Source organism: Larkinella terrae (assembly GCF_009668025.1).
Lineage (GTDB): Bacteria > Bacteroidota > Bacteroidia > Cytophagales > Spirosomataceae > Larkinella > Larkinella terrae.
This window is the reverse complement of the sequence record NZ_WJXZ01000005.1, coordinates 1-17292: the sequence shown is the minus strand read 5'-3', so window position 1 is coordinate 17292 and position 17292 is coordinate 1. Positions and strand designations below refer to the sequence as shown.

Sequence of the window (17292 nt, the reverse complement as noted above, 5' to 3'; positions counted from 1 at the left end):
CATGGACTTCATCACCTGGCCTCAACTGTGGGTACTGCTGGGCATTCTGTTTCTGATTGCCGAGTTACTCAGCGTCTCGTTTGTGTTCGCTTTTTTAAGCGTTGGCGCGTTTTTAACCGCGTTGGTGACGGTGGTGGGCGTAACGCCCGATCTCGAAAATCAATTGTTCTGCTTTGCCGCTGTCACCATCCTGACACTGGTAACGGGCCGAAAACCGCTCCGTCGCTGGTTCGAATCCCGCACCAAAAAACAGGAATACGTCGAATCCGTCGGCGACAAAGCCACCGTCACCGAAACCATTCCGGCCCACGGCGAAGGCCGGATTTTCTACCGAGGCACCGAATGGTCGGCGGTTTCGGAGAACGATGAATCCATTATAGCCGGGCAATCGGTGGTGATCCGGCGAATGGAAGGAAGCCGGGCGGTAGTTTTTAAATTGAATGAACAATTAACAATTAAAAATGAACAGATTTGAGAGAATGTCTAAAATTCAGATTTTCCCTTTCTTCGGTCTGCCCCCAACCCCCTGAAGGGGGCTTTGAAATGCCGATTAAAGCCCCCTTCAGGGGGTTGGGGGCAGACCGAAGAAAAGAAAAATTATAAAACTTAGACAGCTCTGAATCCCATGCACTTTTTAATTATTAATTGTTCATTGTTAATTATCTATTAATCAGTTACTTAATCGCTTCCGACACCGGATTGCCGATGTTTCCGCTGGGCTCCAGGATGTGCAGGAGGGCCGAAACCGTGGAGGCAATGTCGGCGATCTGGGTCCGGCGGGTGGTTTCTCCCGGTTTGATCCCCCAGCCGTAAAACACCAGCGGCACGTGGGTGTCGTAGTTAAAGAGCGTTCCGTGCGAGGTGCCGCCTTTCTGGTAACCTTCCAGCCAGCCGGGTTGGGTAATCAGCAATAAATCCCCGCTGCGTTTCGGGTGGTAAACGTTCCGTAAAAAATGCAGCCAGTATTCCGGTACCGTGTTCGAGTTCACATCGTGCAAATTGACGACGTTCAGAATGCCGGGGTGTTTCAGTAGAGCCAGTTTAACAACTTCGGCGGCATCCGCGATTTTTACCTTTTTATCACGCAGCAGATCATGGTTCAGGTAAACCTGCGCATTGGCATTTCCAATTACCCATTTTCCGGGACCAAACGCGTCAGTGAGTGCCTTATCGGTGGCGGCCCCAACGGTTTTTCCCTCGAGAAAACCGCCCGGCAGATTTAAGCTCATCGAATACGCCGGATTGTCGGCAGCGCCGTGGTCGGCCGAGAGGAACGTGAAGTAATTGCCTTTGCCGACCTGGGCATCCAGCGCGTTCAGCAATTCTGCCATCACTTTGTCCAGTCGCAAATATTCATCTTCAATTTCAATGGACGACGGACTGAACCGGTGGCCGATGGCGTCGGGCGATGAAAAACTGACGCAGAGAAAGTCGGTTTCGGTGCCACGACCCAAATTTTCACCGCGCAGGGCCGCAACGGCCATTTCTTTCGTCAGCACATCGCCAAAAGGGCTGGTGCGCAGGGCTTCGTATTTACTCCCCAGCGACGCAATGGCCTGGTGCGGAAAAACCGCCTTGGGCTCTCCGGCCAGTGGGTTTTCAAACGGGGTGTCATCAACCGTACTTTCAACGTACTGATTGATCGGCAGGGTGGTTTCCCAGGCCTGCGTCAGGTATTTGTCCGACAGTTTGAGAGCGTTGAAATCCTTCGCCCACTGCGGCAGATCTTTCATGTAAAACGTACTCGAAATCCAGCTTCCGTCTTTCGAATCGAACCAGTAAGCGGCATTCGCGGCATGTCCGGCGGGCAGAATCGAACCCCGGTCTTTCATAGCGACGCCGATTACTTTGGAACGTCCCTGCGTAGCCACTTTCAGTTGGTCGGTTACGGTTGTCACCTGCAGATTTCGGGGCGACATTTTTCCGGCCGACGATGAATTTCCGACCGACGAAACCGTTGAGTCACCGACGCAATACAGCGTCTGGCCGGAAGCCCGGTCGTACCAGTCGTTGCCCACAATCCCGGAAATGGCCGGGGCCGAACCGGTATATACGTGCGTGTGGCCGGGCGCCGTGATCGTTGCGGCATAGTGATAATGGTTGTTGCGGGCGTTGAAACCGTCGCGCATCATGCGTTTAAAACCGCCTTCCGTATATTTGTTATAAAAGCGATAGAGGTAGTCGTAGCGCATCTGGTCAACGATAATTCCGACAACCAGTTTCGGGCGACTCAGCTTCGTTGACGATTCAGCTGTTTTTTTCGGAGCAGGCTGCGCAAACGCCAGTGCGGGTGCGACTAGAAATAATGCAAAACGGGCTAGTTTCATGCCGATTTAGAAAAACAATGGAAATTGGTCGGGTTACAGCCGCAAAAGTAGTGAACATTTCCCGTACACGAGTCGTTAGCCGGTAAATGAATTGTTATGACAACTCCAGTCTTTTCCTTTAAACCGACCCAGATTGGCAACCGTGGCCTCTATTTTGCCGCGGCTATTCTACTGAGCTGGTCCGGAATGCTGGTTTTTCTATTGAATTACGCGCTCGACTGGCGAAACCCGCTCGTTTACATTTTTGCCCTTATCCAAACCCACCTTTACACCGGCGTATTCATCACTGCCCACGATGCGATTCACGGCGTGGTGGCCCCGAACAACAAGCGGTTGAATTACGGGATCGGTTTTCTCTGCGCGACCTTGTTTGCGTTCAATAATTTCAACCGACTCAGCCGCAAACATCATTTGCACCACAAGCACTCCGCCACCGGCGACGACCCCGACTACCACGACGGCAACCCCGGTTTTCTGGCCTGGTATTACAGCTTTTTGAAGGAATATATTTCGATTATTCAGATCGTCCTGATGGCGGTTACGTACAACATTCTGAAAATCTGGTTTCCGATGGAAAATCTGATTGTGTTCTGGATGGCTCCGGCGGTTTTGAGTACGTTCCAGCTTTTCTACTTCGGGACTTACCTCCCCCACCGTGGAGAACACCACAACCCTCCCCACAACGCCCGCAGCCAGAAGCTGAATAACGTAACGGCCTTCCTGAGTTGCTACTTCTTCGGTTACCACGCCGAACACCACGCCTGGCCGTATCTGCCGTGGTGGAAGCTACCGGAAGCGAGAGCTTCAAATAAATGATGAATTAGGAATGATGAACGATGAATTATCACACTCCGCCCATTCATCGTTCATCATTCCTAATTCATCATTCTTTAATTACTTGCTCCGTTCAATCGTATACTGTACCAATTGCTCCAACGAAGTTCGGTAGCGGGATTCGGGGAATTTGTAGAGGAGGGCTTTGGCTTCGTCGACGTAGCGGGTCATGACCGTCGTGGCGTACCCGATACCGCCCGATTTTTTCACGAAATCGATCACTTCCGCTACTTTTTTCGGATTTTCACTGTCGTTTTTGACAATGTTGATCATCCGGCGTTTTTCAACCCAACCCGCATTATTAAGCGCGTAAATCAGCGGAAGGGTCATCTTTTTCTCCTTGATGTCGATTCCGAGCGGTTTGCCGACCTCCTCTTCGCCGTAGTCGAACAAATCATCTTTGATCTGGAACGCAATGCCCACTTTTTCACCAAAAAGCCGGGCGGTTTCAATCGTTTCGGGTGAGGAATCAACGGAACGGGCGCCCACCGCGCAACAAGCGGCAATCAAGGAAGCGGTTTTCTGCCGGATAATTTCAAAGTAGATATCTTCCGTAATATCCAGCCGCCGGGCTTTCTCAATTTGCAGCAATTCGCCTTCCGATATTTCTTTTACCGCCCGGTTGATCAATTTCAAAAAGTCGAAATCTTCGTGGTCAACGGCCAGAAACAGGCTGCGCGAAAGCAGGTAATCGCCCACCAGTACGGCAATTTTGTTTTTCCAAAGGGCGTTTACTGAAAAGAAACTCCGGCGGTAGTTGGAGTCGTCGACCACATCGTCGTGCACGAGGGTGGCGGTGTGAATGAGCTCAATCAGGGCGGCCCCGCGGTAGGTCGATTCGTTAATTAAACCACAGACGCCCGCCGTCAGAAAAACAAACATGGGCCGCAGTTGCTTGCCCTTCCGGCGCACAATGTAGTTCATGATCTGATCCAGAAGCATGACTTCGCTTTTCATAAACTGCCGGAATTTCTGCTCAAACGTTTCCATTTCGGCAGCAATCGGCGCTTGTATGTCCCGGATCGATAGTGGCATCATTCACAACGGTTCATCGCATTGGACAAACCGGATTCAGGGCGCAAGTATACCACGGAAACGCGAACTTCGGGGCAAAACTTGAAAAAATTATGAATTATGGATGATGAATGATGAACGGAAAAGTTTTACATTCATCATCCATAATTCATAATTCGATTCATGCGCGCATTGGTATTAGGGGGCGGTTCGCTCAAGGGGGCGTTTCAGGCGGGGGCCATTCAGGCGGTTCTGGAGGCCGGTTTTGAACCTGAAGCCATTTATGGCATATCCGTAGGCAGCTTAAATGCAGTTTTTCTGGTTCACGAAGCCGGAAAACAATTCGCAGAACACGGGGCTGTCGACTGGAAAAAAGCCGGTCGCCAACTGATCGAATTCTGGGTCCGCAACATCACCCGCCCCGAAGATGTGGCGGTGGTTCGTTCGCGATTTCTGCTCGGCTATAATACGCTTTTAAGCCGTTTCGACGGTTTGCTCGATTCTACCCCGCTTCAAACGCTGATCAAAACCAATATCAAGCTCGAAATCCTCGCCAACAGCCCGATCAAACTGAAAGTGGGCACCGTCGATATCATGAAGGGCGATATACTTTATGTGGGAAATGAGGACAAATCCATTCTGGATTACGTCATCGCCAGCAGTTCGCTGCCGTTTCTGATGCCCGCCGTTTGCATCGGGGGCGACCGAGAGAAAATGTACCTGGATGGCGGTTTGCGCGAAGTGGCTCCCCTGCGCGAAGCCATCGACGACGGTGCCAATGAACTGGTTTGCGTCGCCTGTCATGCCAAACATATTTTTACCGAAAAATTCAATTACCGCAGTCTGCTGAATTTGTCCGAACGGGTTAAGGACATTACGGTTAATCAGCTCGTTAACAACGATATTGCCTGGGCGGAGCGCTGGATTGAACGGGAAAAACTGCGCGGAAACCCGATGGTGATGACCCTCGTTCGTCCGCGCGAACCGCTGTACCTGAACCTGATGCGGTTTTCGTCCGACGACATCGGTCGACTCATCGTGCAGGGTTACCGGGATGCCACGATTGTGTTGCGGGCTGAGGGAATTGGGCGGCAGGTGTAATATTGGTCGGCAAGTGGAATTAGAATATTTCAAGTCCCAGAGGGACGAGATGTTTGTAGAAAATGATTTTATCCTCGCATACCAGCGTGCCGTAGGTACGCAACCATTTATATTGCATACCTCCGGCACGCTCACAATCATTGGTCATTTTTGCTACAAATATTGCATCCCTACGGGATTTACGGGCTGGCAATAGCAATAACTTCTTATTTCAGTTTCAATCTATTCTTAACATATCAACTGTAATTGTAATCCAAGTACCAATTCCTGACATCTATTCGATCCTACCGACGGTATTTTGCCCCAAATGAAGGATATTGCGTCTGGAAGTTTACCTTGAAGTGCAAACCGCTTATTCTGAATTCCATATTTTCAAATACCGCCGATTCATCGAGTGACTCCTGCGCCATCGGCTCAGGGCCTAACTTGTAAATTCGTCATTCTACCCAACCGACCTTTACCCACAGCAAATGAGCGATTTAGAATCTTTAGAGCAAGAATTGATCAAACCGTCGGCGGCTTTGGTGACCGATTTACAGGAACTGGACGGCGACATTATCATTCTGGGTGTGGGCGGAAAAATGGGGCCAAGTCTGGCGCGATTGGCAAAAAAAGCGATCGATCAGGCCGGTCTTGAGAAGCGCGTCGTCGGCGTGTCCCGGTTTTCGGAACCACAATTGCAGAACGAACTCGAAGCCGACGGAATTGAAACCATTTCTGCCGATTTGCTCAACGAAACCGATCTGGCGGCTCTGCCCGATGTCCGGAATGTGCTCTATCTGGCCGGAACCAAGTTCGGAACCACGGGAAAGGAAGCCTTCACCTGGGCGATGAACGCGTATTTGCCCGGCCGGGTGGCCGAAAAATACCGCCATTCGCGGATTGTTGCCTTCTCGACCGGCAATGTCTATCCGTTTACGCCGGTAACGTCCGGCGGGGCCACGGAAGAAACCGCCCCCGAACCCGTTGGCGAATACGGCCAGTCGTGCCTGGGCCGCGAGCGGGTTTTTCAGTATTTCGCGGAGAAAAACAATACGCCGACCTTGATTTACCGCCTGAATTACGCCATCGACCTGCGTTACGGCGTGCTGCTGGAAATTGCCAAATCCGTGCTGGCCGAAAAACCGATCGACCTCCGGATGGGCAACGCTAACGTCATCTGGCAGGGCGACGCCAATGAAATCGCGATCCGGGCGCTGCGGCACTGTGCGGTTCCGGCGAAACTCCTGAACGTCACCGGACCCGAAACCGTCTCGATTCAGTGGCTGGCGCAGGAATACGGTCACATGCTCGGCAAAGACCCGGTTTTTATCAATGAAGCCCAGCCGACGGCATTGCTGAGCAACGCGTCGCAGGCCAATCGCCTGTTCGGCTATCCGCGCGTGACACTTCGCCAGATGATGGAACTGACAGTTTCGTGGCTGCAACAGGGCGGAAAAATCCTGAATAAACCCACGCATTTCCAGGAAAGAACCGGCAAATTTTAACCCCGTCAACCATGACTTTACGCGCTGATATTCAGGCTTTATTACATGCAGGAACCGTTATTCCGGCGCATCCGCTGGCTCTGGACCAGAACCGACAGTTCGACGAAAAGCGTCAGCGGGGGCTGACCAACTATTACATCGCCAGTGGTGCCGGTGGCGTGGCGGTGGGTGTGCACACGACTCAGTTCGAGATTCGTGATCCGAAAATCAATCTGTACGAAACGGTTTTGCGGGTAGCGGCCGAAGAAATTGCTGCCGCTCAACTGGATCGCCCGTTTATCAAAGTGGCCGGTCTGGTTGGTCCTACCCAACAGGCATTGAATGAAGCCAATCTGGCGCTCAAGTACGGCTACGATCTGGGGTTGCTGAGCATGGGCGGTTTGCAGGGCTGGACCGAAGCGGCCGTTCTGGAGCGCGTCCGGGCGGTGGCGGAAGTTATCCCGGTTTTTGGCTTTTACCTGCAACCATCGGTGGGCGGGCGGATTTTCAGCTACGATTTCTGGCATCAGTTTGCCGAGATTCCCAACATTCACGCGATTAAAGTAGCCAGTTTCAACCGCTACCAAACGCTGGACGTGGTTCGGGCGGTTTGCCATTCGAGCCGCCGGGATGAAATTGCATTGTACACCGGTAATGACGACAATATTGTGGTGGATTTGCTGACGGCTTACCGCTTTCAGATTGACGAAAAAACCGTCGAAAAACGGTTCGTGGGCGGTTTGCTGGGCCATTGGGCGGTGTGGACGCAGAAAGCCGTTGAACTGCTGGCCGAGATCAAAACCTGCCTCCGAAACGATAATGCCGGACTGGCGGAACTGCTGACCCGTAACGTGGAAGTAACCGACAGCAATGCGGCTTTTTTCGATCCGAGCCACGGTTTTCACGGCTGCATTGCGGGGCTGCACGAAGTGTTGCGACGACAGGGATTGCTCGATGGACGCTGGTGCCTGAATCCGGCGGAAGATTTGTCACCCGGCCAGCTGGAAGAAATTAATCGGGTTTATGCCGCTTATCCGCATCTGAACGACGATGCTTTTGTAAAACATTTCTAACTAATAATCAGGCAATTACCTCCGTTTGAGCAAAAATCTGAAGGCCGGTTTTATTCAATCACCATCGTCCGAATTTTCCCGTTTTCAAGGGTGTAGATGTGTTTCACATGGCTGTCGGCGACCACGTTACCTTCGCGATCTTTGACAAACTGGTGAACATCGACTTCGATTTCGCCACCGGGCCGAAGATGAAAGGAAACCGGCGTCACCCGCGGGTCGAGTTGCTGCCATTGCCGCGTCCAGTAGTCCCGAACAGCATCGTGACCCTGCACATAACCGCCCTCCCAGCCGTTGGGCCAGGCCACATCCGGATGCATCAGCGCCAGCACGCTGTCGATGTCCCGGGCATTAAACGCTTCATAAGCCCGATGGAGCAGTTTCAGGTAATCGACGTGCCGATCCATCACATCCGAAATGATTCGCCAGACGCGTTCCGGCTCTAAGTGATACCGGATGGAAAGCGCATTGTTTACCGACCGGCGCAGGAGCGCCATACCTTCCGACTGCCGTTGATCAAATTGCCTGGCCGACTCGGTCAACATTTCGTCGTAAGTCAGAAAATGAAATTTGGTTTGGCTGTCAAAAACCGGTTCCTTAGCACTCTTTTCTGATTCTTTCATACGCTCGAACCAGTGTCTGGCCAGACTACCAAATTCATTCCGAAAACCGGCATCCGCGTAGATTTCTTCTACCATTGCCTGATAATTCAGGACCAGTTTTCGGACGGTTTCTTCCTGCGACAAATCCTCGAACCACCAGTTCGTCAAAAGCCATTTTTCCTGATTAAAAGATCGCTGATAGGCGGTTTTGAATAAATAAAGCTGTAACCGATACGCCTTTTCCAGCTCGCTGTCCGGCAGCAGAGCCGTGCGGTTGATTCGCAATCGGTCTTTTTTCAGGTGGACGACGGGAAGATCGGTTTCTTTTAATTCGCTATCCGCAATGGCCTGTTCAATATCGGAGTCAATGGTTTTCAAGCCCCACATGAAAAAAGACAGATCCCTCAGCTGGTTTCTTTTTTCACTGGTATCCAGTCGGTTATAAGCATCAAGCAGGTATGAAACCGGGTGGATTCCCTGCCCGAACCGCACGATCCGTATTTCCTCTTCCAGGCTCAGCATGTTCGAGTTATCTCACAGTTGCGCTGCCAAGGTAAGCGAAATTTTGCAATTTCTTCTTACTTCGTGAATAACGCCCTGACCTCGGCGGGCCGGTCGGTCGTTAAGATGTCTGCGCCCGTCTGAAAAAACGTTTGGTAGCTCTGCGCAACTTCACTGAGCGGTTTTTCATCCAGATTTCCGGGGCCGAAGGTGCTGACCGTACACGGAATGCCGGCGCGGTGCAGTCGGTCGTAAAATTCACGGTTTTGCCGGGCCGACAACCCGATCAGGTGACGCAGCGACAAACCGGCTTTCTGAAGCGTTTCACCGTGATTTGCTTCGTTGAAGCCCACCGCCACCCAGACATCTGGATACTCTTTCCGGACGCTGAGCGCATCTTCCGTTGAATAACAGATAATAAACACGCTGTGCAGCGCTTTCCGATCCGCGATGGATTTCATCACTTTCCGCAGGTCGACGCCCGGTTTCGCATCAATCGCCATCAGAACCCGGCCCGCGCCCCATTGCAGCACCTCGTCGAACAGCGGAATGCGCTGGCGCGTCGGTCTGCCCTGAAGATCGCGGAGAAAAACCGTCTTCAATTCGGCCCAGTTCATCGCTTTCAGTGAGCCTTTCCCGGTGGTTGTCCGTTCAATGTCATCGTCATGCAGCATGGCCAGCATGCTGTCTTTTGTCATCCGAACATCCATTTCGAGAATCGCTTCCGGCACCTGCTGGTACGTATGGCGAAAAGTCTCCATACTATTCTCCGTCTCCGAAGCCTGCGGACCACCCCGGTGGGCCAGAATGAGCGGAATTTTACGATCCGGGCGATAGGAAAAAACCGCTTCCAGGTCTTTCGCCGTCGTATATTTCGGTGCTTTCTGGGCAAAAACCGCCACCGAATTCAGCAAAATCGTGCCAATTAAAACTAGCTTTTTCATAGTCCTGACGAAAAAAGAACCCCCACCGAATGACTCCGGCAGGGGCGTGAATTTCAGTATTGAACGATTAATTAAAGATATACCGAATACCGATCTGTGCCTGATACACCGCATTGATGTTCTGGGCGGGCACAAATGAATCTTTCAGCAAAACCGTCTTTTTATCGATTACCTGCGTGGCAATCCGGTACGATGGCACACCGGCGGTGCTGATACTTGCCAGCGCCAGCGGGTTAGAGGTAGAAGAGGATGTCGACGCCGTAAGCGCGTTACCTAACCCCCAGCTGTTGTTGATCAGGTTACCAACGTTCAGAATATCAGCCCGTAGCTGGATCGTATTCTTCTTTCCTTTGGCTCCAACGGCTACGTAAAACTCCTGAATTACCGTGAAGTCGAAACGGGTCAACCACGGATACTGACCACCATTCCGCTCGGCATACTGACCCCGACGGGTTTTCAGGTAGCTGTTGCCTTCGATATAGGCATCGAAAGCCTGCTGCTGCTGCTCCGGCGAATATGTTACCGCCGGATAGGCCGGGGTTGTGGCTGTTGCCGCCTGGGCCGGAACCGTCAGCGGCACGAATGTAAGTTCAGAAGCTGTTTTCGGAACGTACAGCAAATCGTTGGTCGTTTGTCCATCCAGGTTCACGTCCTGGTTGTAAGTATACGAAATCTTGCTGCCGCTGCTCGAAAGCATACCGAGGGTAAAGATTGTTGCCCCTCCGATTTTACCACCGTAGTTAATGCGGTAGTTCACATACCCCACAATCTTGTGACGCAGGTCGTTGTCGGAATAGGCGTTTGTCAGGTAATTCTGACCGTAGATTGTCGGAACGTTGGCTTGTACGGTACTTCCTACGAAGGCGATGTCACGGGCTTCGCCGTAGGTGTACGCCAGCATTCCGCCCAGACCACGGGCGGCCGGTTTTTCCAGTTTCGCCGTGATGATGTACGAACTCCCTTTATTGGTGTTCCGCAACACAAACGCGTTGCCGATATTGGAGTTATAATACCGCGCTTTGTTCACCAGATTATCCTTGCCGGTACCGGTATTGGCAACACCAAACGCCGGAAACAACTGCCGATTGTCTGGTCCACTCAGTGTTTTGCCCGCAACGGGTGCCTGCAGGTTGGCATCGATGTAACGCAGTGCCTGAATGTTCTTGTTGAAAATAAACTCCAGCGACCCAATCAGGCCCCAGGGCAATTTCTGGTCGATGGCCAGGTCGGTTTTCCAGATTTGCGGGTATTTCAGATTCTGATCTTCGGCGTTGATCTGGTACGGAGGCAGATCGGCGATCGCAACGGGTTTGGGACGAACGGACTCCGGCAGCTTGCTGGGGTCGGTCACAAATGGAAACCGCGTTGTGTTGGTTTCAGTATAAGCGGCCGTATTCACACCGTTGTTGCCCAACTGGTTGGAAATCAACACTTCCGGAATACGTGACACGAAAATACCGCTTCCGCCCCTAATCTGGGTCGTTTTATTGCCCTTCACATCCCAGTTAAAACCAACCCGGGGCGACAGCAGCAAACGGGCCTTGGGGAAGGTTCCGGTCGTCACTTTGTAATCCTGCCCGTTTTCGTTTTTAAAGGTCAAAGCGGCCACAATCGGGTTGTTAAAATCCTTCGCCGTGCTGTTGTCGTACTGGAAGATATCTCCCCGCAAACCAACCGTCAGTTTGAAGTTTGGGCTGGCCTGGAATTCATCCTGAACATAGGCGCTGTACAGGTTGCGTTTCAGGGTCTGCAAGGGTTCACCACCACCCGGAATGAGGGAAGTCCGCAGGTTATAGCGGTTCACCGTCACCGGAGACGTCGTGCTGTTCGGGTTGGTAATGGAAGCTAAAGCCGCCGTCTTGAAATCGTCGATGGAATTGTACACATACACCCCGTTCGACGATGGAAAGAAGACGTTGTTCGACGTATAATGTTCAAAAACCAGACCCGCCGTAATCGTGTGTTTACCGGCAAAATAGCTAAAGTTATTCGTGATGTTCATCGTCGAATAATTCAGTTTGTTGTTCGGCGTAAACGGATCAAAACCGATGGAGGTGTACGTACTTCCGTCTTTCAGAATGTCGATGGTCGGAAACAAACCGGTTTTGTACGTCCGGTCTTCAATCTGCTTGTTGTAAGTGAAGATGAGGTTGTTGGCAAACTTACTCCCGAAATTCGAGGTCAGCTCGGCCGCCAACGAACGGGTATTGTCGGCAATCAGGTAGCCCGAGTTTTCCGGGGAGATCGCGCTGCTGCTGTTGGTCCGGTTTCCGTTCCCCGCCGTGTTGCTACTGTTGCTGTTGCTGATGATCGAGCCGGTTTCGGAGTTGTGATGCGAATACCGGACCGACAGTTTGTGCTGATCGTTGATGTTATAATCCAGCCGGATCAATCCTTTGCGGCTTTTCACGTCGTTATTGAAGCCATCGTACGCACCCAGGCTGCGGCCAAAATTGGTCTGCATGAACTGATCGAGGTCTTTCATGTCGGCTTCCGTCACGCGCGAAACGTTCGTGCCCGACTGCCCCCGGTTCAAACTCCAGGTCAAAGCGGGGGTGCTGCTGTCGAACATTTCCCCGTTGACGAAGAAAAACAGTTTATTTTTAATGATGGGGCCGCCCAACCGAAAACCGTATGTTTTTTCGCTGACGTTGGGAGCCGGTGAAAGCAACGTTCCATCCGCTTTTTTACCCACCAGGCTGTTGTTGCGGAACAGTGTGTAAGCCGATCCTGAAAACTCGTTGGTCCCGGAACGGGTTACGGCGTTGACGCCCGCACCCGTAAAACCGCTCTGACGGATGTCGAACGGTGCCACGTTGACCTGTAACTGGTCGATGGCATCCAGCGAAACGGCCGTCGTTCCGGTCCGGCCACCGGCCAGCGCCGAGCTACCCAAACCAAAACCGTTGTTAAACACCGATCCATCGATCGTAAAATTGTTGAAACGCGGGTCCTGGCCGGCAAAAGACTGGCCGTTTCCGTACGGATTGTACTTGGAAATATCGGTAATCGACCGGCCAATCGTCGGAATGGTGTTGATGGCATCGCGGTTGAAGGAAGCAGCCGCACCCGTCCGGTCGGAACTGAAAATAGCCCCCCGGTTTCCCGAAACGACAATCTCCGAAAGCTGGGTACTTTCGTCGGCCATTGCAAAATCGACGTTGGCGGCCGTGCCCAAACTCGCTAAAATGTCACTTTTTACCTGCTCTTTAAATCCAACAAACGTTGCCGTAACGGTATACGGCCCTCCTACCCGAACGTTAGGGAATGTGTAACGACCTTCGTTGTTGGTGACGGTTCCGTAACGCGTTCCGGAAGGCGTGTGGACGGCAACGATTGTTGCGCCGGGCAGAGCCTCTCCTTTCTGATCTTTTACGAACCCCGCAATGGCCGAAGATGTTACCTGCGCCTGAACATTGCTCCCGCTAAACAGGACAATGGCCAGTCCACTCAGTAACGTGACAAGGTAGACAGACAGTAATTTTCTGTTCATAAAAATGGTTGATTTGGTTAAATTTGGTTTGAAGTGTATCCTAAACTCGCTACAGTTCATCACAAAGAAACGACATTTTTTTTTGTGACTCAAGTACCAGTTCTTAGTAAAGTACTATAATAACATTTATACAAACAAGCAATCTATAAAAACTCCATAAATCTGTTTTTATCGTTCAATTTCGGCACATTATTTTTTTATTACCATTTCATTAGAGGCCCTGCGGTTTTTGTATCAATTTAAGATAAACTACTACTATTCAGCTACATATCAATTTTTATTACCCCTTTTCGCTCTTCACCGATTGTGATTTTCTGAACCTTTCTTTTTAACTTTCAGTAATACAAAAAGGAAAATTATTCTGCGGTTACATCATCAACTGACATGATACAACAAACGGAAATATACAAACTGGCTCAATTCAGCCACAGTGCGGGTTTTGCCGGTAAATTGGCCCCGGAGGTTCTCAATGCATTGATCGGTTCCCCAGGCTCGCTCCTGCCCGGATTTCCTCATTTACTGGTTGACTTAACCAACCGCGACGATGCCGCCGTGCTGGAAACCGGCCACGGCGAAGCCGTCGTCAGCACCGCCGATTTCTTCGCTCCCTTCGTCGACGACGCCTTCGAGTTTGGGCGAATCGCTTCCTCCAACGCCGTCAACAATATTTACGCCATGGGTGGAGAACCGCTGCTGGCGATCGCCCTGCTGGGCTGGCCTTCTGCCAATGTTCCGACTGAAGAGGTCGGTCAGATACTGGACGGTAGCCGGGCCCTTTGCGCCGAAGCCGGTATTCCGCTGGCGGGCGTTCATACGCTCGAAAGCGCCGAACCGTTTTTCGGTCTGGCCGTAACCGGTAAAGTCCGGCTCAACCATTTGAAACAAATCAGCACGGCCACCGAAGGCTGCTGTTTATACCTGACCAAACCGCTGGGCACCGGCCCGCTGTTGCGCGCGCAGCAAAAGGAAACCCTGAATCCCGAACACGCCGACCTGGTCCGGGAGCTGACGACCCGGCTGAATTCGTTTGGGACTTTCCTCGGAAAATTACCGTACGTCAAGGCGCTGACCCACGTTTCGGGCTACGGGTTGCTGGGGCATCTCATCGCCATGACGGAAAGCAGCGGTGTAAGCGCCGAAATTGATTTTCACAAAATTCCGGTTCTACCGGTTTTGGATGCGTATCTGAACCCGGAAAATGTCCCGGATGCAACCCACCGCAACTGGGATTATTTTGGCGACAAAACCAACGAGCTGACCGAAGCGCAGCGGTTTATTTTAGCCGATCCGCAACTCAGTGGCGGCTTACTGATCGCGGTCGATCCGGGGAGTTCGGCTGAATTTGAGCGCGTTGCATTCGAAAACAAACTGTATTTGAAAGCATTCGGTCAGTTGACAGAAAAACGGAAAAAAGCGGTTTACGTTAGATAACCGCACCCACGGACCGATTGGCATTTCGATTCAGCCCGGAAATTCTTTCCCGATTTGGTGTATTTTTGCCAGCATCACACGGACTAAATCGCAACGCCGACGGGTCCGCAGGTACGTACTTATGAAATTATATTTCCGACAAACCGGCGAGACCGGCACACCGATTATTATTCTGCACGGTATTTTGGGGTCGTCCGACAACTGGCTGACGATCTCAAAAGCCATCGCCGAACACAACCACCGCGTTTTTCTGGTCGATCAGCGCAACCACGGCCGCTCTCCGCGCAGTGAGGAGTTCAATTACGACGTCATGGCGGCCGATCTGATGGAATTCATTACCGACCATCAGTTGGAAAAACCGGTCGTGATCGGTCACTCGATGGGCGGAAAAACCGTCATGCAGTTTGCGATGGATTATCCGGGCCACTACAGCCATCTGGTTATCGTCGACATCGCCCCGAAATTTTACCCCGTTCATCACGCCGAGCTGATTCGCGGGTTAAAAGCCATCGACCTGGCGATGCTGAAAAACCGGAACGAAGCCGACGAAATTCTCAGCCGGTTCGAGCCCATCCTGACCGTCCGGCAATTTCTGCTGAAAAACCTGTACCGCAACGAGCAGGGGCAATTCGACTGGCGGCTCAACTTGCCCGTGATCGAGCAGGAATTGTACGGCATCGGCGGAGAACTGCGCAACCTGCGGATTGTTACCGAGCCGACGCTGTTCATCCGCGGCAGCGAATCGCCGTACATCAAGGATGAGGATGAGCTCGAAATCAAACGCATTTTCCCCAACAGCACCCTCGAAACCATTCAGGATGCGGGCCACTGGGTGCAGGCCGAAAAACCGGCAGAGTTCGTCGAAACACTGATACGGTTCCTTGGAAAAAGTTAAGAATTATGAGTTAAATGCGTAAGTCAACTCATAACTCTTAACTCATAATTCCCTATTCCACCCAAGTCACTTTCTCTTCGATGGGTTTGCGGATGGCCGGTTTTTCGGGCGCCGTGTGGTAGCCCATGTAAAAAATTCCGACGCATTTTTGCGAAGGTTCCAGGTTTAAGAACTCGCCCAGCGCATCCAGATTACCGGGCGTGCTCCAGTACGCACCGACGTTTAAAGCCGTGGCCGTCAGCCACATATTCTGTACCGCACATGCCACCGCAGCCAGTTCTTCCCATTCCGGCACTTTCTCGGGATGCAATTCCATGTTGATCGCAATCACGCAGGAAGACCGCAGGATTTTTGTGCGGGTTGTCTCGTATTTACCTTGGGAAAAAGCGGCCGGTGGCGTCTGCAATCGGTAGCTATCGGCCAGGAAATCAGCAAGTTGTTCCAAACCGTTTTCCCGAAAAACCGTAAACCGCCAGGGTTGCGTCAACCGGTGCGTGGGCGCAAAATTGGCGTTGGCCAGGATGGCTTCAACGACATCCCGGGGAATGGGCTGGTCACTGTAATCAGGTGGAAAAATACTCCGGCGCGTGCGTATGAGCCGGTTAATTGTTTCAAAATCGTTTTCCATGTATGTTCTTGAACCCTTTTGTACGAAATTGCAAAGCTAATCCAAACCGCGGACTCCTCTTTCATTCGGTCCAACTTGTTTAGTTTGCAGTCTGTTTGTTAATCGATCGAAAATGCCCGTTCTGTATCTCATTCCCACGGTTCTGGCCGAAAATACCGCCGACCACGTTCTGTCACCGCAAATTCGCGAGGTGATCAGCCAAACCGGCGTGTTTTTTGTCGAGAATGTACGCACTGCCCGGCGGTTTATCAGCAGCCTGAAAACCGGTGTCATCATCGATGAGCTGTTGTTTTACGACCTCCACAAGGACACGCCGGAAACCGAAACCAAACAGCAGCTAAAGCAATTGAAGCTGGAAAACCGGGACGCTGGCGTCATTTCCGAAGCCGGTTGCCCCGGTGTGGCCGATCCCGGGGCGGTGGCGGTGCGGCTGGCTCACCAATCCGGCTGGCAGGTGCAGCCGCTGGTGGGGCCGTCGTCGATTCTGCTGGCGCTGATGGCGTCGGGCATGAGCGGCCAGTCGTTTGCGTTCCACGGCTATCTGTCGATTGAAAAACCGGCGCGGCTTCAGGAAATCAAGCAGTTGGAGATGGATGCGCGCAAACGGCTGCAAACGCAGATTTTCATGGAAACGCCCTACCGCAACAATCAGTTGCTGGCGGATATTCTGGCCACCTGCAACCCCGAAACCCGGCTTTGCATCGCCTGTAACCTGACCGCCAAAGACGAGTTGGTTCGTACGCTCAGCATCCGGGAGTGGAAAGCCCAAACCCCGGATCTGCACAAAAAACCGAGCCTGTTTTTGCTGCTGTAAGAAAATACAAATGATAAATGTAAAATGATGATTGTTAAATGTAAAAGTTATTGGCTTTTCACTTTTATATTTAAAAGACTGACTAAAATGCCGATTTTCCCTTTCTTCGGTTTACCCCCAACCCCTAAAGGCCGGGCGGCCGGTGCCGGGCTTTGAAATGCCGATTAAAGCC

The 17292-nt window shown here is 51.9% G+C and carries 14 protein-coding genes; 8 read left to right on the top strand and 6 right to left on the bottom strand.

What is annotated here, in order from left to right:
• Position 1 precedes the first annotated feature (1 nt).
• A complete protein-coding gene (locus GJJ30_RS09725) occupies positions 2-475 on the top strand; it encodes an NfeD family protein (RefSeq protein WP_154174955.1) in 474 nt (157 codons plus the stop codon).
• Between the two features lie 199 nt (positions 476-674).
• Here GJJ30_RS09725 and pafA read toward each other — a convergent pair whose 3' ends face one another.
• Positions 675-2327: an alkaline phosphatase PafA gene (gene pafA / locus GJJ30_RS09720; RefSeq protein ID WP_154174954.1), complete on the bottom strand. Its 1653-nt coding sequence runs from the start codon at positions 2325-2327 to the stop codon at positions 675-677.
• A 96-nt stretch (positions 2328-2423) separates the two neighbouring features.
• Here pafA and GJJ30_RS09715 point away from each other — a divergent pair, with 96 nt between their 5' ends.
• Positions 2424-3143 carry a fatty acid desaturase gene (locus GJJ30_RS09715; protein ID WP_154174953.1) on the top strand — a complete coding sequence of 240 codons (720 nt, stop codon included), beginning with the start codon at positions 2424-2426 and terminating at the stop codon, positions 3141-3143.
• Between the two features lie 78 nt (positions 3144-3221).
• Here the strand turns inward: GJJ30_RS09715 and GJJ30_RS09710 are convergent, their stop codons facing one another.
• The gene (locus GJJ30_RS09710; RefSeq protein WP_154175092.1) at positions 3222-4196 is read right to left on the bottom strand and encodes a polyprenyl synthetase family protein; all 975 of its coding nucleotides are present in this window, start codon (positions 4194-4196) and stop codon (positions 3222-3224) included.
• Positions 4197-4358: 162 nt separating this feature from the next.
• Here GJJ30_RS09710 and GJJ30_RS09705 point away from each other — a divergent pair, with 162 nt between their 5' ends.
• The 3 genes from GJJ30_RS09705 to GJJ30_RS09695 all read left to right on the top strand — a co-directional run bounded on the left by GJJ30_RS09705 (position 4359) and on the right by GJJ30_RS09695 (position 7815).
• Positions 4359-5276, top strand: a complete 918-nt coding sequence (locus GJJ30_RS09705) for a patatin-like phospholipase family protein (protein ID WP_154174952.1) — start codon at positions 4359-4361, stop codon at positions 5274-5276.
• A 470-nt stretch (positions 5277-5746) separates the two neighbouring features.
• Positions 5747-6763 (top strand): NAD-dependent epimerase/dehydratase family protein, encoded by a 1017-nt coding sequence (locus GJJ30_RS09700; RefSeq protein WP_154174951.1) that lies wholly within the window; start codon positions 5747-5749, stop codon positions 6761-6763.
• 11 nt (positions 6764-6774) lie between these two features.
• Positions 6775-7815 carry a dihydrodipicolinate synthase family protein gene (locus tag GJJ30_RS09695; RefSeq protein ID WP_154174950.1) on the top strand — a complete coding sequence of 347 codons (1041 nt, stop codon included), beginning with the start codon at positions 6775-6777 and terminating at the stop codon, positions 7813-7815.
• 50 nt (positions 7816-7865) lie between these two features.
• Here GJJ30_RS09695 and GJJ30_RS32300 read toward each other — a convergent pair whose 3' ends face one another.
• The 3 genes from GJJ30_RS32300 to GJJ30_RS09680 all read right to left on the bottom strand — a co-directional run bounded on the left by GJJ30_RS32300 (position 7866) and on the right by GJJ30_RS09680 (position 13352).
• Positions 7866-8936, bottom strand: a complete 1071-nt coding sequence (locus GJJ30_RS32300; RefSeq protein WP_229313067.1) for a DUF5958 family protein — start codon at positions 8934-8936, stop codon at positions 7866-7868.
• Positions 8937-8992: 56 nt separating this feature from the next.
• A complete protein-coding gene (locus GJJ30_RS09685) occupies positions 8993-9859 on the bottom strand; it encodes a glycerophosphodiester phosphodiesterase family protein (RefSeq protein ID WP_170299156.1) in 867 nt (288 codons plus the stop codon).
• 67 nt (positions 9860-9926) lie between these two features.
• Entirely contained in the window at positions 9927-13352 is a 3426-nt protein-coding gene (locus GJJ30_RS09680; RefSeq protein ID WP_154174948.1) for a TonB-dependent receptor, read from the bottom strand.
• A 384-nt stretch (positions 13353-13736) separates the two neighbouring features.
• On the opposite strand from GJJ30_RS09680, the gene selD reads away from it, so the two are divergent.
• Together selD and GJJ30_RS09670 are read left to right on the top strand one after the other, a co-directional pair.
• Entirely contained in the window at positions 13737-14783 is a 1047-nt protein-coding gene (selD, locus tag GJJ30_RS09675) for a selenide, water dikinase SelD (protein ID WP_154174947.1), read from the top strand.
• A gap of 121 nt (positions 14784-14904) precedes the next feature.
• Entirely contained in the window at positions 14905-15678 is a 774-nt protein-coding gene (locus GJJ30_RS09670) for an alpha/beta fold hydrolase (RefSeq protein WP_154174946.1), read from the top strand.
• Between the two features lie 52 nt (positions 15679-15730).
• Here the strand turns inward: GJJ30_RS09670 and GJJ30_RS09665 are convergent, their stop codons facing one another.
• Positions 15731-16306, bottom strand: coding sequence for a nitroreductase family protein (locus GJJ30_RS09665; protein WP_154174945.1), 576 nt, complete (start codon positions 16304-16306; stop codon positions 15731-15733).
• Between the two features lie 112 nt (positions 16307-16418).
• On the opposite strand from GJJ30_RS09665, the gene GJJ30_RS09660 reads away from it, so the two are divergent.
• Positions 16419-17120 (top strand): SAM-dependent methyltransferase, encoded by a 702-nt coding sequence (locus GJJ30_RS09660; protein ID WP_154174944.1) that lies wholly within the window; start codon positions 16419-16421, stop codon positions 17118-17120.
• Positions 17121-17292: the final 172 nt, after the last annotated feature.